At 70.5% G+C, this 23567-nt stretch carries 22 protein-coding genes; 14 read left to right on the top strand and 8 right to left on the bottom strand.

Annotated elements, in window-relative coordinates:
- Positions 1–16: 16 nt before the first annotated feature.
- Entirely contained in the window at positions 17–1462 is a 1446-nt protein-coding gene (locus BWR60_RS16140) for a phospholipase D-like domain-containing protein (RefSeq protein ID WP_218823529.1), read from the bottom strand.
- A gap of 158 nt (positions 1463–1620) precedes the next feature.
- Here BWR60_RS16140 and BWR60_RS16135 point away from each other — a divergent pair, with 158 nt between their 5' ends.
- From BWR60_RS16135 to BWR60_RS38690, 3 genes are all read left to right on the top strand, one after another.
- Positions 1621–2238, top strand: coding sequence for a GntR family transcriptional regulator (locus BWR60_RS16135; protein ID WP_088152045.1), 618 nt, complete (start codon positions 1621–1623; stop codon positions 2236–2238).
- A complete protein-coding gene (locus BWR60_RS16130; protein ID WP_088152044.1) occupies positions 2235–2696 on the top strand; it encodes an OsmC family protein in 462 nt (153 codons plus the stop codon). The genes BWR60_RS16135 and BWR60_RS16130 overlap by 4 nt, the downstream gene beginning before the upstream one ends.
- A gap of 497 nt (positions 2697–3193) precedes the next feature.
- A complete protein-coding gene (locus BWR60_RS38690) occupies positions 3194–5224 on the top strand; it encodes a beta strand repeat-containing protein (RefSeq protein WP_088152043.1) in 2031 nt (676 codons plus the stop codon).
- 51 nt (positions 5225–5275) lie between these two features.
- Here BWR60_RS38690 and BWR60_RS16120 read toward each other — a convergent pair whose 3' ends face one another.
- The 3 genes from BWR60_RS16120 to BWR60_RS16110 all read right to left on the bottom strand — a co-directional run bounded on the left by BWR60_RS16120 (position 5276) and on the right by BWR60_RS16110 (position 8757).
- Complete coding sequence (locus BWR60_RS16120; RefSeq protein ID WP_088152042.1) at positions 5276–6724, bottom strand: xylulokinase; 1449 nt, start codon at positions 6722–6724, stop codon at positions 5276–5278.
- Positions 6721–7665, bottom strand: a complete 945-nt coding sequence (locus tag BWR60_RS16115; RefSeq protein ID WP_088152041.1) for an ABC transporter permease — start codon at positions 7663–7665, stop codon at positions 6721–6723. Before BWR60_RS16115 ends, BWR60_RS16120 begins: the two co-directional genes overlap by 4 nt.
- 219 nt (positions 7666–7884) lie before the next feature.
- Positions 7885–8757, bottom strand: coding sequence for a substrate-binding domain-containing protein (locus BWR60_RS16110; protein WP_088152096.1), 873 nt, complete (start codon positions 8755–8757; stop codon positions 7885–7887).
- Between the two features lie 166 nt (positions 8758–8923).
- Between BWR60_RS16110 and BWR60_RS16105 the strand changes: the two genes are divergently transcribed.
- Positions 8924–9247, top strand: a complete 324-nt coding sequence (locus BWR60_RS16105) for a cupin domain-containing protein (RefSeq protein WP_088152040.1) — start codon at positions 8924–8926, stop codon at positions 9245–9247.
- Positions 9231–10313, top strand: a complete 1083-nt coding sequence (pseG, locus tag BWR60_RS16100; protein WP_088152039.1) for a UDP-2,4-diacetamido-2,4,6-trideoxy-beta-L-altropyranose hydrolase — start codon at positions 9231–9233, stop codon at positions 10311–10313. Before BWR60_RS16105 ends, pseG begins: the two co-directional genes overlap by 17 nt.
- Positions 10314–10511: 198 nt before the next feature.
- Here the strand turns inward: pseG and BWR60_RS16095 are convergent, their stop codons facing one another.
- The 3 genes from BWR60_RS16095 to BWR60_RS16085 are packed head-to-tail and all read right to left on the bottom strand — an operon-like array spanning position 10512 to position 12054.
- Positions 10512–10721, bottom strand: coding sequence for a dodecin (locus BWR60_RS16095; protein WP_088152038.1), 210 nt, complete (start codon positions 10719–10721; stop codon positions 10512–10514).
- A gap of 45 nt (positions 10722–10766) precedes the next feature.
- On the bottom strand, positions 10767–11369 hold the full coding sequence (locus BWR60_RS16090; protein WP_088152037.1) for a UdgX family uracil-DNA binding protein: 603 nt from the start codon (positions 11367–11369) through the stop codon (positions 10767–10769).
- 40 nt (positions 11370–11409) lie between these two features.
- Complete coding sequence (locus BWR60_RS16085; RefSeq protein ID WP_088152036.1) at positions 11410–12054, bottom strand: trimeric intracellular cation channel family protein; 645 nt, start codon at positions 12052–12054, stop codon at positions 11410–11412.
- Positions 12055–12410: 356 nt separating this feature from the next.
- Between BWR60_RS16085 and BWR60_RS16080 the strand changes: the two genes are divergently transcribed.
- The 8 genes from BWR60_RS16080 to BWR60_RS16045 all read left to right on the top strand — a co-directional run bounded on the left by BWR60_RS16080 (position 12411) and on the right by BWR60_RS16045 (position 20313).
- Positions 12411–12959 carry a Csu type fimbrial protein gene (locus BWR60_RS16080; RefSeq protein WP_088152035.1) on the top strand — a complete coding sequence of 183 codons (549 nt, stop codon included), beginning with the start codon at positions 12411–12413 and terminating at the stop codon, positions 12957–12959.
- Between the two features lie 23 nt (positions 12960–12982).
- A complete protein-coding gene (locus tag BWR60_RS16075; RefSeq protein ID WP_088152034.1) occupies positions 12983–13705 on the top strand; it encodes a fimbrial biogenesis chaperone in 723 nt (240 codons plus the stop codon).
- Positions 13668–16163 (top strand): fimbria/pilus outer membrane usher protein, encoded by a 2496-nt coding sequence (locus BWR60_RS16070; RefSeq protein ID WP_088152033.1) that lies wholly within the window; start codon positions 13668–13670, stop codon positions 16161–16163. The genes BWR60_RS16075 and BWR60_RS16070 overlap by 38 nt, the downstream gene beginning before the upstream one ends.
- A 15-nt stretch (positions 16164–16178) precedes the next feature.
- Positions 16179–16754 carry a Csu type fimbrial protein gene (locus tag BWR60_RS16065; RefSeq protein WP_088152032.1) on the top strand — a complete coding sequence of 192 codons (576 nt, stop codon included), beginning with the start codon at positions 16179–16181 and terminating at the stop codon, positions 16752–16754.
- A 16-nt stretch (positions 16755–16770) separates the two neighbouring features.
- Positions 16771–17742 carry a Csu type fimbrial protein gene (locus BWR60_RS16060; RefSeq protein WP_179221794.1) on the top strand — a complete coding sequence of 324 codons (972 nt, stop codon included), beginning with the start codon at positions 16771–16773 and terminating at the stop codon, positions 17740–17742.
- A gap of 13 nt (positions 17743–17755) precedes the next feature.
- Complete coding sequence (locus tag BWR60_RS16055) at positions 17756–18772, top strand: Csu type fimbrial protein (protein ID WP_088152030.1); 1017 nt, start codon at positions 17756–17758, stop codon at positions 18770–18772.
- Between the two features lie 16 nt (positions 18773–18788).
- The gene (locus BWR60_RS16050) at positions 18789–19736 is read left to right on the top strand and encodes a MarR family transcriptional regulator (RefSeq protein WP_088152029.1); all 948 of its coding nucleotides are present in this window, start codon (positions 18789–18791) and stop codon (positions 19734–19736) included.
- Positions 19737–20103: 367 nt separating this feature from the next.
- Entirely contained in the window at positions 20104–20313 is a 210-nt protein-coding gene (locus BWR60_RS16045) for a cold-shock protein (RefSeq protein ID WP_034832428.1), read from the top strand.
- Between the two features lie 5 nt (positions 20314–20318).
- Here the strand turns inward: BWR60_RS16045 and BWR60_RS16040 are convergent, their stop codons facing one another.
- Complete coding sequence (locus tag BWR60_RS16040) at positions 20319–21083, bottom strand: IclR family transcriptional regulator (protein ID WP_218823528.1); 765 nt, start codon at positions 21081–21083, stop codon at positions 20319–20321.
- Positions 21084–21307: 224 nt separating this feature from the next.
- On the opposite strand from BWR60_RS16040, the gene BWR60_RS16035 reads away from it, so the two are divergent.
- On the top strand, positions 21308–23494 hold the full coding sequence (locus BWR60_RS16035; protein ID WP_088152027.1) for a malate synthase G: 2187 nt from the start codon (positions 21308–21310) through the stop codon (positions 23492–23494).
- The last annotated feature ends 73 nt before the right edge of the window (positions 23495–23567 follow it).

Raw genomic sequence — 23567 nt, 5'->3', positions numbered from 1 at the left:
ATGACGGCAGGGAGGATCACAGATACGGCGAGGCCAGCCACACCGTCCGGTTGCGCAGCCGGGTCAGGAACGGGCGGGCGCGCAGCGTCGCCAGCGTCTCCGGCCAGGCCGAGGCGATGCGCTGGCGGATGGCGGCGTCGACCTCGCCGGCGATGCCGCGGTCGTAGATCTCCACATCCAGCTCGAAATTGAGGCGCAGGCTGCGCGAATCGAGGTTGGAGGAGCCGATCAGCGCCCAGGCGCCGTCCACCGCCATCAGCTTGGAATGGTCGAACGGGCCGGTCGCCCGCCACACCCGGCAGCCGGGCCGCAGCACCTGGTCCAGCTGCGCCGTCATCGCCGCGTCGACCAGCGCCAGGTTGTTCTGGCTGGGGATGACGATGTCGACCTCGACCCCGCGCTGGGCGGCGATGGCCAGGGCGCTGGTCAGCGGCAGGTCGGGCAGAAAATAGGGCGAGCAGATCAGGATCGAGCGCTGGGCCACGGCGATCGCGCCCATCACCAGGCTGTGGTTCGAGCCCAGTGTGTGGTCTGGCCCGGACAGCACCGCCCGGGCCGGCACCGTCGGCGCGGGCTGCGGCTGCGGCACCGATTCCCAGGCCTTGCCGTGCAGCCGGCGTCCGGTGGTGAAGCGCCAGTCCTGGACGAAGGCGGCCAGCAGGCTCTGCACCATCGGGCCGCAGATCCGGGCGTGGGTGTCGCGGGCCGGCGGCCCGTCGGCATGGGCGCTGGCGAACTGGGCCCGGATGTTCATGCCGCCGGTGAAGGCGGTCTCGCCGTCCACCACCAGCAGCTTGCGGTGGCAGCGCAGATTGGCATAGGGCAGCCGCAGGCCGATGACATTGCCGTTGAAGCGGGCCGTGGTGACCCCGCCCTCGCGCAACTGGCCGACGATCTGCGGCCGCGAGTAGCGCGCGCCGATGGCGTCGATCAGCACCCGCACCTCGACCCCGCGCCGCGCGGCGTCGATCAGCGCCCCGGCGATCTCCTGCCCGACCGGGTCGTTGTCGAAGATGTAGCTCTGCAGCGCGATCGAGGCCCGGGCGCCGCGGATCGCCTCCAGCATCGCCGGATAGGCCTCGTCGCCGCCGCGCAGCAGCCGCAGCTGGTTGCCGTCGGTCACCGGGAAGGGCGAGACCTTGTCGCCGAGCCGCTGCAGCGAGGCGAATTGCGGCGCCGAGGCGGCCGCCACATCCACCGCCGGGCTGGTCTCCCGGTCGTCCATCCCGGCGCCGGACCGGCGACGCCGGCGGGCGATGGCGGCGCGCCGCACCCGGTTGACGCCCAGAACCAAGTAGATCAGCGCGCCCAGGATCGGGTTCAGCACGATCACGCCGACCCAGCCGGAGGCGGCGCGGACATCGTCCTTGGTCATGATCGCATGGATGGCGCCGGCGATGCCCAGCACCAGGCTGGCTGCCAGCACGATGTCGGGCCAGTACATTGTCCAGAAGGCGTCCATACCATCCATGCGCCAGATGCGTCGCCTCATCCCCTGCCAGCACCGCCGGCGGCCGGCAAGCCCGGCAGGGCTACCCCCGCAGCATAACCGTCATACGGCGCCGGTCGAATCGCGCCGGCGGGGTTGATGCGGCTTCGGTCCTGCAGTAGTTTGGATCCATGGATCCAAACACGATCGCCGACACGCTGCGCCAGGAGATCGAGGCCCGCCTGCTGCCGCCCGATTCGGTGCTGCGCCAGGAAAGCCTGGCGGACCGGTTCCGGGTCAGCCGCCAGCCGGTGCGTCAGGCGCTGGACCGGCTGCTGGCCGAAGGACTGGTGGTGCGCCGGTCCGACCGCAGCCTGGCCGTCGCCGGCCTGTCGGCGGAGGAGGGGCGGGAGCTGGCGGCCCTGCGCATCCTGGTGGAGGGCGAGGCCCTGCGCCTGTCCCTGCCGCGGCTGGCGCCGCGCGACCTGCGCCGCGCCGCGCGGCTGGCCGAGGATTTGGCCGAGGAGGAGGATCCGGCGGCGATCGAGGAGCTGGACATCGCCTTCCACGCCGCCCTGTACGGCGCCTGCGGCAATGCCCGGCTGCTGTGCCTGATCGATTCGCTGCGGCGCGAGGGCCGGCGGGCCTACACGCTGCAGCCCCCGGGCTCCGCCTTCCGCGCCGCGATGGCGATGCAGCACGACGGCATCCTGGCGGCCTGCCGCGACGGCGACGCCGCCGCCGCGGTCGCCGCCCTGGCCGCCCATCTGCGGGCAGCGGCCGATCCGCAACCAGGAGACACCCGATGAGTCACTATCAGGCCACCGTGCTGTGGCAGCGCCCGCCGGACGTCGCCTTCACCGACGGCCGCTACAGCCGGGTGCATCTCTGGCGCTTCGATGGCGGGGTCGAGGTGCCGGCCTCGGCCTCGCCGCACGTCGTGCCGCTGCCCTTCTCGGCCGCGGAGCCGGTCGATCCGGAGGAGGCCTATGTCGCCGCCCTGGCGAGCTGCCACATGCTGACCTTCCTGTCGATCGCGGCCAGGCGCCGCTTCGTCGTCGACCGCTACGGCGACACCGCCGAGGGGGTGATGGAGAAGAACGGTGACGGCCGGCTCGCCGTCACCCGCGTGGTGCTGAACCCGCGCGTGGCCTATGTCGGCCCGGCCCCGGACCGCACCGTGGAGGAGGCGATGCACCATGCGGCGCATGAGCAATGTTTCCTGGCCAATTCGGTGAGGACCATGATCGAGACCCGGCTGGGCTGACGCCGCCAGAGCGAGTGCCGGCTCGGACGGGACGGTCCCGTCCGAGCCGCATCCCTGGCGGTCCGGCAACCGACATGCATATGTGCGTCTAGCGCATGGCGCTTATGCAAAAATCGCAATAAAAAGAAACCTCATTCGGCAGGATCGAAATTTAGTTTCAACTTACTGACCATTTTAGAGCAGCGGGGTGCTCTCCATTCACCTGCGATAACGAAACAACTCCCAGTCTGGAAATTTCTATCCAGTTTCGGAGGTCCTTGAAACCATCTCTGCAGGATGTGTAATTTAATTTCCATAATAAGAAATATTGTGCCGCCCTTTCGAAATATCATAATAAATAATCTTATTGATATTTTTGGCATCAAGAGGAGTCGCCTAGCTTGTCATGATCCTTTAAGTTGTTTGTAAACGACGATTTTGTGATCTTAGGTCGAGAGCGACGCCGTGTGCCGGCAGCGCCGGGACCGATACTGAACACGCGATAGCGGAGAACGAATATGGCTTTGTCATTGGAACTCCTGGGGCTGCTGGGCATCAACCTCGACGACACCGACGACGACGTGCTGGTCGGCGGCAACATCATCGACGTCCTCAGCGGCGGTGACGGCAACGACGTCATCGAAGGCAAAGGCGGCGCCGACGTCATCAGCGGCGGCGACGGCATCGACACGCTAAGCTACGAGACCTCGCCGGCGGCGGTGACCGTGAGCCTCGCGCCCGGCCTGCTCGGGCTGATCAGCCTGAACACCGGCGGCGACGCCACCGGCGACCTGGTCAGCATCGGCTTCGAGAACGTGGTCGGCTCGGCCTTCGGCGACACCCTCACCGGCGACGCCACCGCCAACACCCTGGCCGGCCTGGCGGGCAACGACACCCTCAACGGCGGCGCCGGCAACGACCTGCTCATCGGCGGCGCCGGGGCCGACCGGATGGACGGCGGCACGGGCATCGACACCGTGAACTACGGCGAGTCGGGCTCCGGCGTGACCATCGACCTGATCAACGGCGTCGGCACCCGCGGCGATGCCGAGGGCGACACGCTGCTGAACATCGAGAACGTGGTCGGCTCGCGCTTCAACGATGTGATGATCGGCAGCGCTGCGGACAACGTGCTGACCGGCGGCGCCGGCGACGACGTCATCACCGGCGGCGCCGGCAAGGACACGATCGACGCCGGCACCGGCAACGACACTGCGAACTATTCGAACTCGAACGCGGCCGTCACCATCAACCTGACCACCGGCATCAACACCGGCGGCCATGCCTCCGGCGACATCCTGACCGGCGTCGAGAACCTCACCGGCAGCACATTCGACGACAAGCTGACCGGCGATGACGGCGCCAATGTCCTGAACGGCTATCGTGGGAATGATATCCTGATCGGTGCCGGAGGCAACGATGCCATCGTCGGCGGCCTCGGCGCCGACACCATCGATGGCGGCTCCGGCATCGACACCATCTACTACTCGAATTCCGCCGCTGCGGTGACGGTCAACCTGGCCACCAACATCAACACCGGCGGCGAGGCCTCGGGCGACTCGATCGCCAATGTCGAGAACGTCGTCGGCTCGTCCTTCAACGACGTCATCACCGGCGACTTCCAGGCCAACTCGCTGTCCGGCCTGGCCGGGAACGACATCCTCAACGGTGGCGACGGCGCCGACATCCTCGTCGGCGGCGCCGGGGCGGATGCGCTGAACGGCGGTGCCGGCATCGACACGGCCAGCTACGAGACCTCGTCCGCGGCGGTGAATGTCGACCTGTCCACCGGCGCCGGCATCGGCGGCGACGCGCAGGGCGACACCCTGACCAGCATCGAGAAGGTGATCGGCTCGGCCTTCGCCGACACCCTGACCGGCAATGCCGGCTACAACGACCTCCGCGGCGGCGCCGGCAACGACGTCATCAACGCCGGCGCGGGCGGCGACGACCTGCGCGGCGGCGCCGGGGCCGACACCCTGAACGGCGGCGCCGGGCGGGACACGGCCTACTATTTCGAGAGCAATGCCGGCGTGACGGTGAACCTGGTCACCGGCCAGGGCTTCGGCGGCCACGCTCAGGGCGATCTGCTGATCGATATCGAGAATGTCGGCGGCTCGCAGTTCAACGACACGCTGACCGGTGACGCCGGCAAGAACATCCTCCGCGGCTATGCCGGTGACGATGTCCTGAAGGGCGGCGGCGGCGTCGATGAGCTGATCGGTGATGCCGGCGCCGACAAGTTCGTCTACACCTCGACCGCCGACAGCAACAGCGTTACTGGTGTTGACCTGATCCATGACTTCGGCCAGGACCAGGGCGACAAGATCGACCTGTCGGGGGTCGACGCGAACACCGGCACCGCCGGCGACCAGGCGTTCAGCTTCATCGGCTCGTCCGCCTTCAGCAACGTGGCGGGGCAGCTGCGGTTCGAGATCACCGCGGCCGGCACCCTGATCGAGGGTGACGTCAATGGCGACGGCCATGCGGACCTGATCATCAGCGCCGCGGGGTCGATCACCTTCACCGCCGGCGACTTCGTGCTGTAAGCGGATCCAAAAGCATCGCGTGTTCGGGCCGCCCTTCGGGGCGGCCCTTTTTTATCGATCCGATCCTTCGGCCGCCCGCTGCCGCGCCTCCTCCGTGGCCTGGCGGAAGCGGGCGAGGCGCCGCTCCGCCCGCGCCGCCCGGTCCCGGCGCGGCTCGTGGATCGCGGCGACGCCGTCCGGCGGCTCCGGCCAGCCCAGCGCCGCGGCGGCGATGCGGTATCCGCCCATCGCCGTGGTCGCGGTCGGCAGGTCGGCGCATTCCACCACCCGGCCGGTGGCGTCGGCGATCAGCTGCGGCCAGACCCGGCTGGCGCCGCCGCCGCCGGTCAGCCGGATCGGCCCCGGCCGCGCCGCCATCGCGTCGAGATTGTTGCGCAGCGCCAGCGCCACGCCCTCCAGCACCGCATAGTGCAGGGCGCCGCGGCCCTGGGAAATGTCGAGGTCGAGCAGGGCGCCGCGCAGCGCCAGGTCGACGAAGGGCGACCGCTCGCCCTTGAGATAGGGCAGGAACAGCGTCTCCGGCGGCGCCGCATCGGCCGCCTCCGCCTCGGCATCCAGCACCGCCAGCTCGGCGCCGGCGATCCGGCCGAACCAGCCGGCGGCGTCGCCGGCGGTCAGCAGCGGCGCGATCTCGATCGCCCAGCCGGCGCGCGGATGCGCCAGGGTGGTGAAGGGCCGCGGCAGGGCGGCGGGGTCGAGCGGCCCGCTGCGCGCGACCCAGCCGCTGGTGCCGAGATAGACATGCAGCTGGCCGTCGGCGGCCGCGCCGATGGTCGAGGCCGCGGCGTCGCCGCAGCCATTCACCACCGGGCAGCCCAGCGGCAGGCCCAGCGCCTGCGCCGCCGGGCCCAGCAGCTCCCCGATCACCGCATCGGCCGGCAGGATCGGCGGCAGCAGGGCGGGGTCCAGGCCGACCGCCTCGACCAGCGGCGCCGACCAGTCGCGTCGGGCGATGTCCATCAGCCCGACCGTGGTGCCGGCCGCGGGATCGGTGGCGATCCGCCCGGTCAGGCGCAGCGCCAGATAGTCCTTGGCCCCCGGCAGGATGGTCGCGACCCGCCGCGCCGCCTCGGGCTCCGCCTGCTGCAGCCAGCGCAGCTTGGCGACCGTGTTCAGCGGCCCGGGCGCGTTGCCCAGCACGGGCGGGGCGCCCGCCGCCAGCAGCCGGTCGCGGACCGGCGCGAAGGTCGCGCCGCTGCGGCCGTCGCTGTACAGCAGGGCCGGCCGGACCGGGCGCCCCCCGGCGTCGATCGGCACCAGGTTCTCCATGGTGCCGACCAGGGCGATCGCCCGCACCGATTCGCGCATCGCCGTCGGCAGGGCGGCGCAGGCGGTGGCGGCGGCGGTCCACCAATCCTCCGGGTCCTGCTCCTGCCCGCCGCCGGGGGTCGACCGGGTCGGGTGGCGCGCCTCGACTTGGCGGGCGGGCCGGCCGTCCTCGCCGAAGGCCACCAACTTCAGCGCCGTGGTGCCGAGATCGAAGACCAGAAGGATGCTCATCGCGCCGCCGCCATGCCGAAGCGGCGCAACATCACCGCGGCGATGATGATCGCGCCGGTGACCATCTTCTGGAAGAAGGGATCGACGTTGAGGATGGTCAGCCCGTTCGCCAGCACCGCGATGATGGCGACGCCGACCGCGGTGCCCAGGATGTTCGGGCGGCCGCCGCGGAACGCGGTCATGCCGAGGAAGACGGCGGCATAGGCGGGCAGCAGCAGGCTCTCGCCCATGGTGTGCTGGACGCTGCCCAGCCGCGCCGCCAGCAGCACCCCGGCCAGGCCGGACAGGGCGGCGGAGAGGGCGAAGACCACGACCACCGGCCGGCCGATCGGCACGCCGGACAGGCGCGCCGCCTCGCGGTTGCTGCCGATCGCGATCAGCCGCCGGCCGAACACGGTCAGCGCCAGGGTGCCGCCGGCCGCCAGCAGCACCGCCAGCATCCACAGCGTCAGCACCGGCACCGGGCCGGCCGCGGCCCGGGCCAGCGCGGTGAAGCCGGGCGGGATGCCCTGGAACAGGCTGGCGCCGCCCGACAGCCAGTAGGCGAGGCCCGAGGCGATGGTGCCCAGCGCCAGCGTGGCGATGAAGGACGGCGCCCTGAGGCCGTGCACCACCAGCCCGTTCAGCGCCCCGATGGCGGCGCAGGCCAGCAGCGTCAGCAGGATCGCGGGCGCGATGCCGGTGCCGGCGGCCAGCAGCTTGACCACCAGCACCCCGGCCAGCGAGGCGATGAAGCCGACCGACAGGTCGAACTCGCCGATCACCATGACCAGGGTCGCGGCGGCGGCGACGATCGCCAGGATCGCCATCTGCTGGGTGACGTTCAGCAGGTTGGCGGCGGTGGCGAAGGCGTCCGGCCGCGCCAGGGCGAAGCCCAGCACGATCGCCGCCAGCGCCGCCGGCGTGCCGAACCGCTCGACCAGCCGGGCTTCAGCCAGCATGGCGCGGTCTCGCCAAAAGAGCCCCCCCTCCCCTCGCGGGAGGGGGATAGGGGGAGGGGGTTCGCGCCGCAGACGCAAACGTCAGTTCAGTGGCCGGATTGCTGCAGGAATTTGAATGGGAACGGCCGGCTCTGTTCGATCGACAACCCCCTCCCCCTGCCCCCCTCCCGCAAGGGGAGGGGGGATTTGAAAGGAACAAATTCCCATTTCGAAGAGCTCTCACGGGCAGGTCACGCCCAGGCTGTCGCGGGTGACCAGCGTGCCGGGGGCGTAGAGCTCGGCGGCGTCGGGCTTGCCGCCGGCGAAGACCTTGGCCATCTGGCCGGCGGTGATCGTCGCCATCTCGGCGAAGTTCTGGCGGACCGTGGCGATGAAGGGCGTGCATTGCCGGATCAGGTCGATCGTCTGCGGGTTGCCGTCGATGCCGGCGATGACGATGTCGGTCCGCCCGGCCGCCTGCAGCGCCAAGAGGGCGCCGATGCCGGGCTCGTCCCAGGCCGCCCAGACGGCGTCGATCGCGCCCGGCGCCGGGTTGGCGGCCAGCATCGCCTCCATGGCGTTGCGGCTGTCGTCGATCTGGCCCGGCACCTGGACGTAGTGGTCGGCCACCTGGCGGATGCCCGGCGCCGCCTGCAGCGCCTCGTCCAGCGCGATCTCGCGCTGATGCACCCCGGGATGGGCCGAATGGAAGAAGCGGACGATCGTGCCCTTGCCGCCCAGCCGGCCGAACAGGAAGTCGGTCATGGTCTTGCCGAGGGCGTGGTTGTCCGAGGTCACGTTCAGCGTCACCCCCGGCCCCGTCGCGCCGTCGATGGCGAAGACCGGGATGCCGGCCGCGGCGGCCTTGCCGACCTGGTCCTGGATCTGCGCCGGGTTGATCGACACCAGCACGATGGCGCCGGCCCGGGCGTGGACCACATCCTCGACCCGGCTGGCCAGGGCGCCGAAATCGCCGGCGGTGTCGACCACCGAGACGGTCCAGCCGCGCTTTTCGGCATCGGCCTTGAAGGTCTCGACCATCTCGCCGGTGGCGACGGCGGAGAGATAGGGCGTCAGCACCGACACCGTCTCGGCCGCAGCCGGAACGGCCATTCCGATCATGACCGCCGAGGCAATCGCCCCGATCCATCCCCGCATCATCAGCCCCTCCTGCGTTTCCGCCTGTCTAGCCCCTCCGTCCTGGCCTGACAACGACCCGTGCCGCTTGCCTGCGGCGGACCCAGCCCGCACTGTGGCGCCGGCAGAGTCGGAGCAGATCATGGCCTTCCAGAACGCACCGCGGGCGGTGCCGACCGTGCAGCAGGACGACGACACCGTCCGGATCACCCGCTGGGACTTCGAGCCGGGCGCCGCCACCGGCTGGCACCAGCACGGCTATCCCTATTTCGTGATCATGCTGCGCGCCGGCACGCTGCGGATCCACAATGGCGAGGCCGAGACCGACGTGCCGCTGGCCGAGGGCCAGTCCTACATGCGCCCGGCCGGCATCCGCCACGACGTGATGAACGGCTCGCCGCATCCGATCGCCTTCGTCGAGATCGAGATCAAGCGGCCGGGCGCCCTCGATGGCTGGACCGTCTGAGGCGGCGCCCCGCGTCGCCTTCCGGCTGGACGCGTCGGCCGCGATCGGCGGTGGCCATGCCATGCGCTGCCTGTCCCTGGCCCGGGCCCTGGCGGATCGCGGCGCCGACTGCTTGTTCCTGGTGAACGAGGACGCCCTGGCCGTGGTGCCGGCCCTGGCCGGCGCCGACTGCCGTGTGGTCGGGCCGGATCCCGACGCGGCGGTGGCGGCGCTCCAGGCTGCCTGGCCGGACGGCGCCGATGCGGCGGTGTGCGATCTCTACAGCTGGACGGCGCAGCAGGAGCAGGTTTTCGCCGCCGCAGCGCGCCGGCTGCTGGTGATCGACGACCTCGCGGCGGCGCCGCACCACTGCGACCTGCTGCTGAACCAGAATTTCGGCGCCGTCGCCTCCGCCTATGACGGGCTGGTGCCGCCCGGCTGCCGGCGGCTGGTCGGCCTGGACTATGCCCTGCTGCGCCCGGATTTCGCGGCGCTGCGGCCGGCGGCGCTGGAGCGGCGCCAGGCTGCAGGACGGCCGGGGACGATCCTGGTGTCGCTGGGCCTGACCGATGTCGGCGGCATCACCGGCCGCGTCTGCGCCGCGCTGGCGGCGATCCCGGGCTTCGCCCGTGCCGAGGTCGTGCTCGGGCCGGCGGCGCCCAGCATCGCCCGGGTGCGGTCGCTCGCCGATGCCGATCCGCGCTTCCGCTGCCATGTCGGGCTGGACGACATGGCGCAGGCGATGCTGCAGGCCGACGCGGCGATCGGGGCGATGGGCAGCAGCTCGTGGGAGCGCTGCTGCCTCGGCCTGCCGACGCTGGCCGTCACCCTGGCCGACAACCAGCGGCCGACGGCGCAGGCGCTGGTCGCGTCCGGCATCGTCGCGCTGGCCGGCGACACGGCGGCGCTGGACGATGCCGCGCTGCGGGCCGCGATCGCCGCCTTCCTCGGTGACACGGACGGGCTGCGCCGCCTGTCCCGCGCCTCGGCCGACCTGTGCGACGGGCTGGGCGCGGGCCGGGTCGCGGCGGCGCTGCTGGACGGGCTCGAGCGGAATGGATCGAGAGCCGGTCACGCCAGGGCCTGACAGGATGCCGGGCGTCCTCACGCGTGGCCTCTTCCGCGTGGCGGGAGAGGTCGGGCGTCCGCAGGACGACCGGGTGAGGGCGGGCCCAGGCCTCGACAAACTCCCCTCACCCGGAGCCGCTTCGCGTCTCTGACCTCTCCCGCAAGCGGGAGAGGCAATACGTGACCAACTGGCCCGATCGGCTCACCCAGTCGGAGCCTATTTCTCGTCGTAGCGGAAGCCGACACGCAGCACGACCTGATAGTGCCCCACCTTGCCGTCCTTGAGATGGCCGCGGATCTCCTTCACCTCGAACCAGTCGAGGTTGCGCAGCGTCTTCGACGCGGTGGCGATGGCGGTCTGGATCGCGTCCTCGAGACCCTTCTCCGACGAGCCGGCGAGCTCGGTGATGGCGTAGGTATGGCCCATGGTCGGTCTCCTCCTTCGGTCCGGACGGTCGCGGGTGCCGCCGGTTCACCCCGTGAGTGTGAGCGCATCCGCGGCGACGGCCAAATCCTTCACGAAGGCGGCATAGGCCAGCCGCTTCGCCTCCGGATCCGGCACCCGCAGCAGCGAGGACGGATGCACCGTGACCAGGCCCGGCAGGTCCGGCGCCAGGTCGAAGATCCGGCCGCGAGTCTCGCCGATCGCGAGCGGCCGGCCGGTCAGCGCCCGGACCGCGGTGGCGCCGAGAGCAACGGTCAGGCGCGGGCGGATCAGCGCCAGTTCGCGGTCGAGCCACCATTTGCAGCGGTCGATCTCGAAGGCGTTCGGCCGCTTGTGCAGGCGGCGCTTGCCGCGCGGCGTGAACTTGAAATGCTTGACCGCGTTGGTGATGTAGGCCCGGTCGCGCGGGATGCCGGCCTCGGCCAGGGCCTGGTCGAAGATCCGGCCGGCCGGGCCGACGAAGGGACGGCCCTGCCGGTCCTCCTGGTCGCCCGGCTGCTCGCCGACGAAGACGATGGCGGCGCCTCTCGGGCCCTCGCCGAACACCGTCTGCGTCGCGGGCTTGTACAGCGGGCAGCGGGTGCAGCCGCGTGCCTCGGCCGCCAGGTCCTGCAGCGTCTCGGTTGCCATTCCTGGAGAATGGCAATGGCGGAGGGCCGGTTCCGGACGGTCAGCCGGCCGGCGTGTCGGGCGGCGAGGGCGGGAATCGCGGCAGCGACCAGCCGAGGCCGAGCGCCATCGCCCGCAGGCCGAAGGCCGCCGCGGCGCCGAGGCAGGCGGCCAGCAGCGCGTCGCCGGTGATCATCCGGATCACCACATAGACGGTCGCGCCCAGCACCGCGGCGGTGACGTAGATCTCGCCGCTGACGATCAGCGTGACCTGGCCGATGATGACGTCGCGGATGATGCCGCCGAAGGTGGCGGTCATGGCGCCGCACACGATGGCCGAGACCGCCGGCGCCCCGGTATCCATCGCCCGCCCCGCGCCGGTCACCGCGAACAGCGCCATGCCGACCGCGTCGGCCCAGACGATCACCCGGCGCCGCCGGCCCTGGCCGGCGAAGGTCGGATGGCCGAAGAACACGGCCAGGGCCACGGCGACGCAGATCACCAGGTCGACCGGATCGGCGATCCAGAACACCGGCCCGATGCCGAGCAGCAGGTCGCGCAGCGTGCCGCCGCCGATGCCGGTGGCGGTGGCCAGGATGATGAAGCCGACCGGGTCGGCCTGGCGGCGGGCCGCGACCAGGGCGCCGGTCAGCGCGAAGACGGCGACGCCGACCCAATCCAGCCAGATCCCGATCTGCCCGTGCATTCCACCCCCCCTGACCCGGCCCCGCCCCGTCGCCGGCCCCGGCATCCTAGCCGGGCGCCAAGCAGCGTCCAAGGCGCCATATCTCCTTGAATCTGCGCGGAATTCAATCCCGTGGGCAGGGGCTCGGGCCACATTCTCTCAAAATTGGGAAAGATTGCTGTTGCAGCTGTAACTCTAAATTATCTAAAATTTGATACAAATCAGTTCGAATGCGGCTCCGGGGGACTGGGCCCGCCTTTGGCAAACGCGTCAGAGCGCACGACTCGCCTGCGGGCCGCGACGGCCAGGGAAGGGGGTGCGGGCTGAACCGGGCAATTGAGAAGCCCGGCCTCATAACATGGGTTTTGGAGAGGACGATGAAGGCTGTTACCCCGATCCTGGCTGCGGCGGCGCTGGCCGTGGCTGGGTTCTCGACCGTGGCGGACGCCGCCACCGCGACCGGCAACCTGCAGGTCAAGATCACCATCACCAAGGAATGCCAGGTCAATGCCGGCAGCGGCGGCACGGGCGCCGGCGACGCCGTGCTCGACTTCGGCAGCCACGGCGTGCTGAACGCCAATGTGGACGGCCAGACCGCGACCAGCGGCACCGGCTCGATCCAGGTCCAGTGCACCAACGGCACCGCCTACCAGATCGGCCTCAACGCCGGCCTGAACCCGTCCACGCCCGGCGACGTCACCACCCGTCGGATGAAGAACGGCACCGAGTTCGTGGCCTACCAGCTGTACCAGGACTCGGCCCGGACCACCGTCTGGGGCAACACCACCGGCGCCGGCGGCAACACCGTGTCGAAGACCGCCGACGGCACCGTCCAGAGCACCCAGGTGTTCGGCCGCGTCCCGCCGCAGAACACCCCGACGGCCGGCGTCTACAACGACACCGTCACCATCACCGTCACCTACTGACCGCCGACCCGAGGACACCCCTGATGCGCCGCTTCCTCGCGCTTCTCGCGGTGGTCCCTGGGCTGGTCTTTGCAACCGACGGCCGGGCGGCATCCCTCCAGGTGTCGCCCGTCTCCGTCGACCTGACCGCGCCGGCCCAGGCGTCCGCCGTCAACCTCCGCAACAACGGCGACCGGCCGGTCAACGTCCAGGTCCGCGTCTTCAAATGGACGCAGAGCGGCGGCGACGACCAACTGGCCCTGGCCACCGACGTGGTCGCCAGCCCGCCGGCCGCCTCGCTGCAGCCGGGCACCACCTACACCATCCGCGTCGCCCGCACCGCGGCCCCCGTCGCCAGCGGCGAGCAGACCTACCGCCTGCTGATCGACGAGCTGCCGGAGGTCAATGTCCGCCGCCCGGCCGACGCCGTGAACCTCGTCGTCCGCTACTCGATCCCGGTGTTCTTCGCCGATCGTGCCGCCGGCGCCGAGCTGCGCTGGGATGTCCGGCGCGAGGGCGGCAGCCTGGTGGTCGAGGCCACCAACAGCGGCGACCGCCACGCCAAGATCGCCAACCTGACGGTCGCGTCGCCTGCCGGCCGCGTCTCCTTCGGGGAGGGGCTGAACGGCTATGTCCTGCCGGGCAGCACCAAGCGCTGGACCGCCAATGCCGGGGCCCAGCGCATCCAGCCGGGCAGCAGCGTCAGCATTACCGCCAAGGGGGACGACTATGCGGTCAACCAGACGGCGACGGTCGCCGGCCGTTAATCTGCGAGCCGGGCCGCGCGTCGCCTCCTGGTGCCTGCTTATCGCCCTCGGCGTCGCCGGCACCGCGGCGCCGGCGGCCGCCCAGGACGCGCCGTCCTCGCAGGACGTGCCGCCGCCCGACGCGCTGCCGACCGGCGGGCCGGATGCGAGCCAGGACCTGCTGCTCGGCGTCATCGTCAACGACCGCTCGACCGGCACGCTGGCCACCTTCAGGCGCCTGCCGGACGGCAGGCTCGCCGCCACCCCGGGCGACCTGTCGACCGCCGGCATCAAGCCGGGAATCGGCACGGTGAACAATGACGGCCTGGTCCCGCTCGACAGCCTGGCCGGCGTCACCTGGCGCTATGACGAGCCGAAGCAGACGGTCGTCTTCACCGCCCCGGACACCGCCCGCGTGCCGACCAGCGTCGATGTCGGCGCCGGGTCGCGGCCGGTGGATCTCTCCGCCGTGCGCTCGGATCTCGGCTTCCTGCTGAACTACACGCTGTACGGCACGTCCCAGTACGACTGGAGCAGCGCCGGCAGCACCACCAACACCCTCAGCGGCAGCTTCGATGCCCGGGTGCTGAGCCGCCTCGGCATCGTCTCGACCACGGCGCTGGCCCGGGTCAACGACTTCGACCATTTCGACAACGAGAGCAACGGCTTCATCCGCCTCGACAGCGCCTGGCGCTATACCGACCCGGAGAACCTGTTCGTCTACCAGGCCGGCGACAGCATCTCCGGCTCGCTGTCCTGGACCTCGTCCTACCGCTTCGGCGGCCTGCAGTTCAAACGCAACTTCGACATCCGGCCGGACCTGGTCACCACCCCGGTGCCGAACCTGGCCGGAACCGCCTCGGTGCCGTCGACCCTCGACCTCTATCTGAACAACATCCGGGTGTTCTCGGGCGAGGTTCCGGCCGGGCCGTTCGACTTCACCGGCCTGCCCTTCCTCGGCGGCGGCGGCGACGCCCGCATCGTCATGAAGGACGCGCTCGGCCGCGAGATCGTCACCCAGCGCTCCTACTTCTTCGCGCCCGACATGCTGCGCGCGGACTTCTTCGATTTCTCGGTCGAGCTCGGCTTCGTCCGCCTCGGCTACGGCGACAAGTCGTTCCAGTACGACCGCAGCCTGGCCGGCTCGGCCAGCGTCCGCTACGGCCTCACCGACTGGGTCACGCTGGAGGGGCATTTCGAGGCCACCCGCGGCCTGTTCAATGGCGGCGCCGGCGTGGTCACCAGCCTCGGCCCCTACGGCGCCATCAACGCCGCGGCCGCCGCCAGCCAGTACGGCGCCAAGGACGGCGACGAGACCGGCGGCAAGGTCTCCGCCTTCTACCAGGTCTCGCGCAATGGCTACTCCTTCTATGCCGGCGCCGACCGCATGCTCGGCGACTACAACGATGTCGGCCTGGTGGTCGACCGCCGCCACGACAATGACGCGCCGATCTCCTCCCGCGCCCGCGAGATCCTGCGCACCGGCGTGTCCTTCCCGCTCGGCTTCGACCCCTCGTCGCTCAGCCTGGGCTTCTCCCGCATCCGCGGCGCCGGCCGGGACGGCGACAGCTCGATCCTGACCGCCTCCTGGTCGCGCACCGTCTTCGACGACGTCTCGGTCTACGTCACCGGCTACGGCGATTTCGACGATCGCAGCAACTACGGCGTCTTCGCCGGCGTCACCATCCCGCTGGGCGGCGACATGACCGCCTCGGCCAATGTCTCGCGCACCGGCAACCGCACCAGCTTCGACACCAGCGTGACCAAGTCCGCCCGGCTCGAGGAGGGCTCGCTCGGCTGGGCCGTCCGCGACCAGGAGACGGTCGACGGCACCGGCAACCGGTCCGCCACGGTCAACTACCGCAGCGCGGTCGCCTATCTCCAGGGCTCGCTCGAGCAGTCGGGCGACATGGGCCGCGTCACCGGCACGGTCGAGGGCTCGATCGTCGCCGCCGGCGGCGGCGTGTTCCTGGCCAACCGGGTCGATGACGCCTTCGCCGTGGTCAAGGCCGGCGGGCCCAATGTCGAGGTCTCGCTCAACAACCGCCGCGTCGCCATCACCAACTCCGGCGGTCGCGCCTTCGTGCCCTACCTGCAGTCGTACCAGAACAACACGATCTCGATCGATCCGGCCAACCTGGCGCTCGACCTGCAGCCGGACGAGACCCAGACCGTGGTGGTGCCGGCCGACCGCTCCGGCGCGGTGGTCGATTTCGGGGTGAAGAAGGTCGATGCCGCCGTGGTCAGCCTGACCGGCCCGGACGGCAAGCCGCTGCCGGTCGGCGCGGTGGTGCAGCTCGACGGCACCGACCAGGCCACCGTCACCGGCTATGACGGCCGCACCTACCTGACCGGGCTGTCCGGCCGGAACGGCGTCACCGTCACCCTGCCGGAGGCCGCCGGCACCTGCCGCGCCGGCTTCGACTACCAGCCGGTCCCGGGCGCCCAGCCCGAGATCGGGCCCGTCCCCTGCCGCTGAAGAGAGGAGGATCCCATGCGCTCCTCGCATCTCGTCGTCCTCGCCGGCACCGCCATCGCCCTGGTCCTCGCAGCCAACCGGGCCTGGTCGCCGCCGGCCCGGGCCCAGGAGGCCGTGGCGGAGAACCCCGGGCCGACCGTCGGTCTCGGCTCGCTGCCCGGCGACAACATGCCGGGCACCGCCGGGTCGCGGACCCGTGGCGCGTCGACGCTGCACATCACGATCACGATCGACACCGCCTGCAGCGTCGACCGGAGCGCGGCCCTGACCTTCCCGGCCCCCGCGGCCGGCGGCCGGGCAGTCGACGGCCGGATGCTGGAAGGGACCGGCAGCGTCGATATCGACTGCACCAAGGGCCTGCCCTATCTCCTCGCCCTCGACGCGGGAGGCGGCGTGCCCGCCATGCCCTACCGGCTGTACAGCGACCCCGGGCGCCGGAGCGTCTGGGGCGACCGGGCCGGCGTCGACACCGTTCCCGGCAGCGGCACCGGCGCCCCGGTCACCGTGCCCCTGTACGGGCGCGCCACCGCGCCGGCGGCGGGCCATGCCGTCGGCGACCGCGGCCCGGTCCGCTTCACCGTCGCCTATTGAGGACGAGGCCGCGCCGATGATCCCGCTGCTCCGCCTCCTCGCTCTCGCCCCGCTCGCCGCCCTCGCACTGCTGCTCAGGCCCGGCGAGGCGCAGGCCCAAAGCTGCTCGGCCACCCCCGCCGACCTCACTTTCGGGGTCATCGACACGCTGTCCACGACGTCGCAGGACCAGACCACACAGGTCAGGGTCAACTGCACCGGCACGCGCAACCGCACCGTCTGGGTCTGCCTGCACATTGGCGACGGCAGCGGCGGCTCCTCGTCCAGCCTGACGCCGCGATATCTCCGCAGCGGGACGAACACCCTGTCCTTCGACCTCTACACCGATCCGGGCCGCACCAACATCTGGGGCAGCGCCGTGTTCCCGGGCCAGAACCCCCGCGGCCCGCTGGTGGACACGATCGCGCTGGATGGAAACGGCGCCGGCAGCAAGACCTTCACCATGTATGGCCGTGTCTTCGGCGGCCAGCCGACCACGCCGCTCGGCACCTATTCGTCGAGCTTCGGCGGCAACCACACGATCATGTATTACAGCTACCTGGCGAACTGCGCCGGCGGGGCGAACAGGACCCCGGGCTTTCCGTTCAACGTCACCGCCCAGGTCAACGCCAAATGCCTGGTCGGGGGATCCAACGTCCTCGACTTCGGATCGCACGGCCTGCTGGGCACCGCCTTCGACGCCCAGGCGCCGATCGACATGCGCTGTACCCCGGGCACGCCGTACTCGATCGCGCTCGGCGCCGGCACCGGGCCGGGCGCCACCATTACCAACCGGCGGATGAAGCTGGGGTCCGAGACGATCCTCTACCAGCTCTACACCAATGCGGGCCGCACCAATGTGTGGGGCGACGGCGTCACCGGCTCGACCGTTGGCGGCACGGGAACCGGAAACGCCCCGAATCTCACCGTCTACGGCCGCGTTCCCGCGCAGCCCACCCCCTCTGCCGGAGCCTACGGCGACGCCGTCGTCATCACGGTCAACTACTAGCCGACGAGCCCCCATGACCTCCCTGTCCCGCCTGCTCGTCCTCCTCTCGTTCGCCGCCGCCGCCACGCTGCTGTTCGCGCCGGCCGACGCCCGGGCGCAGACCTGCATCGTGAAGACCCCGCCGAGCTTCGGCTCGGTCACCGTGGACATCGTGCCGAACACCGGGGCGACGGTCAGCGGGGTGGAGGTCCGCTACAAATGCACCCGGCCCTCCTCCTTCACCAGCGTCCGCGTCTGCGCCTATATCCGCGCGACCGGGAACCAGATCGGCCCGAGCGACTACACCACCTACCAGACCAAGGACGCCGATTCCCGGCTGGCGTGGCAGATGAAGGAGAACTTCAACCGCCTCTACGCCCAGGACGGCGGCGGCAGCCAGTCGACCGGCGGCATCCTGATGTATTTCGGCAGCTCGCCGGGATCGGCCTCGGGCACCGACATCGAGGGGTCCAACCTGCTGACGCTGACCTATATCGACCGGCAGCAGCAGGACCGGGTGCGGTCCGGCACCTACACCGACAGCTACCAGCTGGTCTCGAAGTACCTGTTCAACCCGGGCAACGCCAGCTGCGAGGCCGGCCTATCCAACCCGAGCGGCACGATCGTCACCAACTTCACCCTGACCGCGGTGGTGCCGAAGAACTGCCAGTTCGAGAACTTCCAGGACGTCGATTTCGGCTCCTGGGGCTCGGTCGCGGCGGCGCAGGCCAGCTCCGCCGGCGTGCGGCAGTTCGGCAATGTCGGCATCCGCTGCACCTACCAGACGCCCTACAGCATCACCATCGGCGACGGCCAGAACGTCAGCGGCGGCACCCGGCGGATGCGGAATGGCACGGACTACCTGGCCTATGCGCTGTTCCAGCCCGGCTGCAACACCGCCTGGACCACGGCGTCGCCGCTGGCCGGCACCGGGAACACGGTGAACCTGATCAACAACCACCAGGTCTGCGCCCAGCTCGCCACCCCGCTGGCCGTGGCGCCCGCCGCCGGCATCTACACCGATCTCGTCGTCGTCACCGCGACCTTCTGACCGCGGCGAGGCCTCCATGGGTGACCATCAGGACATCGGCCCCGGTACAGCGACGCGGGGCAAGCTGACCCTGGCGGTGCTGTACGGCGCGCGGCCGCAGGATCTCGACCTCGTGCGCGGCGAGATCCGCCCGCTGGCGGATCTGTTCGAACTGCCGATCGCCGGCGACTACATGCCTCAGATCCGCTCGCTCGAGCCGGACCTGGTCCTGGTCTATCTCAGCTCGCTGCCCGGTCCGGTGGATGTCGCCTTCGCCCGCCGCGTCCTCGGCACGCTGCGCGGCGGCGCGCGCAAGCTGCTCGTCATCGGCGACCGGGCCCTGCTCGGCGCCAGCGATCTCGCCTTCGACCTGGTGGGCCACAGCGCCTATGACCACGGCCTCGGGGAGGCGGCGATCCGGATGCTGATCCGGCGCAACATCGTCTTCCTGGCCGGCTTCCGCCGCCGCATGGGGCGGCTCGATTCCACCCTCGACCGGATGGCCGACCTCAGCCAGGAGATCGTGGCCCAGCATGCGGAGATGCTGAGCCTGCACCAGGAAGCCCCGGCCGAGACCGCCACCGCCAGCCATGGACGTGCTGCCATGACCGACAACCCCGTTGCCCTGGTCGACGCCTCGCTCGACATCATCAAATCGCTCGCCGGCGCGCTGGGCGACGAGTTCGTCAGCGTCGAATATGTCCAGATCCTGATGTATCTGCACCGCAGCCGGTTGGCGGGGCGGGGCGGCGTGTCGGTCAGCGAGCTGTGCGGCCTGATCGACGCGCCCTATTCCACCACCGTCCGCCGGATCGACGAGCTGGCGAAGCGGAGCTATCTGCGCAAGAGCATCGATCCCGCCGACAAGCGCCGGATCAATGTCGAGATCGCCGGCCCGTCCATCACCGTCGTCGAGCACTTCCTGGGCCGGCTGCGCAGCTCGATCGGCGGCCTGCTGGAGAGACCCAGCAGCCAACCGGGCTGAGGACGCCGCGATGGTCGTCATTCAAGCTCTCCGGACCTTGGATCAATCATGCATTGACGTGAAAAATTTCACAAAATCGCTGAAGATCGTCAAATATCAATGCGGCCAGTATTGATTGAACCATGAATTATTCAATATTGAGCGGAGCAAAAGGAAGGGCCTCCTGTTGTCGCCAGTCGGCCGCGATATCAGGGCGATCAAGTGCTGTTGGTCTTGCCATTGGGACGAAACCGGCTCCATCATAGCGTGGTCACTCCGGTTCGGATGGCCGGCCGGCCGCAATCGCGGTCCTGGACGCAGCCTTCCCGGCGACCGACTGACGCGCCGCGCGCTGTTGCGCGGCGCCATCTTTCCTGGGAGGCAGGCGATGCCGATCGGCACCGTGAAATGGTTCAACAGCACCAAGGGCTTCGGGTTCATCCAGCCGGAGAACGGCGGCCCGGACGTCTTCGTCCACATCTCCGCCGTCGAGCGCGCCGGTCTGCGCGGCCTCAACGAGGGCCAGAAGATCTCCTATGAGGAGCAGATGGATCCGCGGCGCAACAAGTCATCGGCCGAGAATCTGAAGGCCGTCTGAGAGGACTATCCCGCCGGGTCTGGCGCGCGCCCGCCCAGGGTGCGCGTCAGTTCCCGTGCGGTGTCACGCAGCAGCGGCCCCAGCACCGCCGCCCGGTCGGGCGTCAGGCGGGTGGCGAGGCCGGAGACCGAGATCGCGCACAGCGCCTCGCCCTGCGCGTCATGCACCACCGCCGCCACGCAGCGCAGCCCGGTGACGAACTCCTCGTCGTCGACCGCATAGCCGCGCATCCGTACCCGCACCAGCTCGTCCGCCAGGGCGCCGGCGCCAGTTAGCGACCGCGGCGTCAGCTTCGGCAGGCCGTGCCGGGCGACGATCGCCGCCACATCGGCCTCGGAATAGGTCGACAGGATCGCCTTGCCCATGCCGGAGGAGGCCATCGGCGCCCGGCCGCCGACCCGGGTGATGGCGCGCATGATCTCGCGGCTCTCGATCTGGGTCAGGCACACCACCTCACCGTCATCGACCACGCCGAGATTGGCGGTCTCCCGCGTCTGGTCGCGCAGCCGGCGCAGGAAGGGCAGGGCGGGGGCGACGAAGTTGCGCTGCCGCACGAAGGCGGCCCCCACCGCGAACGCCTGCCGGCCCATGTGCCACATCCCGTCCGACGGGTCGAACTGCACGAAGCGCCGCTGCTCCAGCGTCGTCAGCAGGCGGTGCACGGTCGAGGGCGACAGGCCGGTGCGCTGCGCCAGGTCGGTCAGCCGCGTGCCCTCCTCATCCTCGCCCAGCGCCTCGAGCAGCGACAGCGCCCGCTCCACCGACTGCACGCTGCCCGATCTGGGTGTGCCCTCCGCCCTGGCCGGCGCCGATCGCCTCTCTCTCATGACTCCACCCGACCTGAGGCGGGACGCTGCCGCACCGATGGCTGTACACTCTTCATAGCACCGGACCGGCGTTTTCCGCATTGCGGGAAACTCCCCAAGGCGCGCTGGACCGCCCGCTTCCGTTCGACTAGCCGGATGATCATGGCCCTTCAACCACGGCGCTGCATATGACCTCCTATGTTTCCCGGCACACCTTAAGGGTGGCCTCGTCCCTGGCGGATCTGGTCGAGACCGAGATCGCCCCCGGCACCGGCATCGACCCCGACGCCCTCTGGCAGCGCTTCGCCACGATCGTGGCGGAGCTGGGCCCGGTCAACCGGGCGCTGCTGGCGGAGCGCGACCGGCTGCAGCAGCAGATCGACGCCTGGCACCAGGAGCGGCGCGGCCAGGCCCTGGACCCGGCCGAGTACCGTGCGTTCCTGGCCGGCATCGGCTATCTGCGGGAGGAAGGGCCGGACTTCGCCATCGACACCGCGAATGTCGACCCGGAGATCGCCACCATCGCCGGGCCGCAGCTGGTGGTGCCGGTGATGAACGGCCGCTTCGCCCTGAACGCGGCCAATGCCCGCTGGGGCAGCCTGTACGACGCGCTGTACGGCACCGACGCCATACCGCAGGCCGGCGACCTGGCGCCCGGCGCCGGCTTCAACCGCAAGCGCGGCCAGGCGGTGATCGCCGAGGCGGCGAAATTCCTGGACGGTGCGATCCCGCTGGCCGCCGGCCGCCATGCCGAGGTCAAGGAATACCGCCTGACGACGGGCGCGGCGGCGGGGCTGGAGGTCGTGCTGGACAACGGCAGCACCACCGCCCTGGCCGATCCGGCGCAGCTGGTCGGCTATGCCGGCGAGGACGACAAGCGCAGCCTGCTGTTCCGCCATCACGGGCTGCATGTCGAGCTGCAGATCGACCGGTCGCACCCGATCGGCGCCGACAACCCGTCGGGCGTCAAGGACGTGGTGCTGGAGGCGGCGATCACCACCATCCAGGACTGCGAGGATTCGGTCGCGGCGGTGGATGCCGAGGACAAGGTCGCGGTCTACCGCAACTGGCTCGGGCTGATGAAGGGCGACCTGGCCGAGACCTTCGCCAAGGGCGGCAAGACCATGACCCGCCGGCTGGCCGAGGACCGGACCTATACCGCGGTCGGCGGCGGCACCCTGACCCTGCCGGGCCGCAGCCTGATGCTGGTCCGCAATGTCGGCCACCTGATGACCACCGACGCGGTGCTGGACCCGGATGGCCGCGAGGTGCCGGAAGGCTTCCTCGACGCCCTGGTCACCGCGCTCTGCGCCATCCATGACCTGAAGAAGACCGCGAGCCCGCGCAACAGCCGCGCCGGCAGCGTCTACATCGTCAAGCCGAAGATGCACGGGGCCGACGAGGCGGCGCTGACCGACGCGCTGTTCGCCCGGGTCGAGGATGCGCTGGGCCTGCCGCGCCACACGCTGAAGGTCGGCGTGATGGACGAGGAGCGGCGGACCAGTGTCAACCTGAAGGCGTGCATGCGCGCGGTGCGGCACCGCCTGGTGTTCATCAACACCGGCTTCCTCGACCGGACCGGCGACGAGATCYACACCAGCATGCTGGCCGGGCCGGTGCTGCCCAAGGGCGACATCAAGGACGCCGTGTGGCTGTCGGCCTATGAGGACAACAATGTCGACCAGGGCCTGGCCGCCGGGCTGAAGGGCCGGGCGCAGATCGGCAAGGGCATGTGGGCCAAGCCCGACGCCATGGCCGAGATGCTGGTCGCCAAGATCGGCCATCCCCGCGCCGGGGCCAGCACCGCCTGGGTGCCGTCGCCGACCGCGGCGGTGCTGCACGCCACGCATTACCACGCGGTCGACGTGGCGGCGCGGCAGGAGGAGCTGCGCTCCCGCCCGAAGGCCAAGCTCGAGGCGATCCTGACCCCGCCGCTGCTGAGCGGCCGCAACCTGTCGGCCGAGGAGATCCAGCGCGATCTGGACAACAACGCCCAGGGCATCCTGGGCTATGTCGTGCGCTGGATCGACCAGGGCGTCGGCTGCTCCAAGGTGCCGGACATCAACGATGTCGGGCTGATGGAGGACCGCGCCACCCTGCGCATCTCGTCCCAGCACATCGCCAACTGGCTGAAGCACGGGCTGTGCACCGAGGCGCAGGTGCGGGAGACGATGCGGCGCATGGCGGCGGTGGTCGACGGCCAGAATGCCGGCGACCCGGCCTACCGCCCGATGGCGCCGGATTTCGAGGGCAGCATCGCCTTCCAGGCGGCGCTGGACCTGGTGCTGCTGGGGCTGGACCAGCCCAACGGCTACACCGAGCCGATCCTGCACCGCCGCCGCCGCGAGGCGAAGGCCGCCGCCGCGGCGGGGTGAGGCGGCACCGGGACGGCGGGGCTCAGAGACCGTTTGGAAATTCGCTCTGGCGAGTCAGCTGGCGTGGTTTTCG

It is taken from the genome of Inquilinus limosus (assembly GCF_002195995.1).
Lineage (GTDB): Bacteria > Pseudomonadota > Alphaproteobacteria > DSM-16000 > Inquilinaceae > Inquilinus > Inquilinus limosus_C.
Note: the sequence above shows the minus strand (reverse complement) of the source record. Positions and strands in the feature narration are given on the sequence as shown.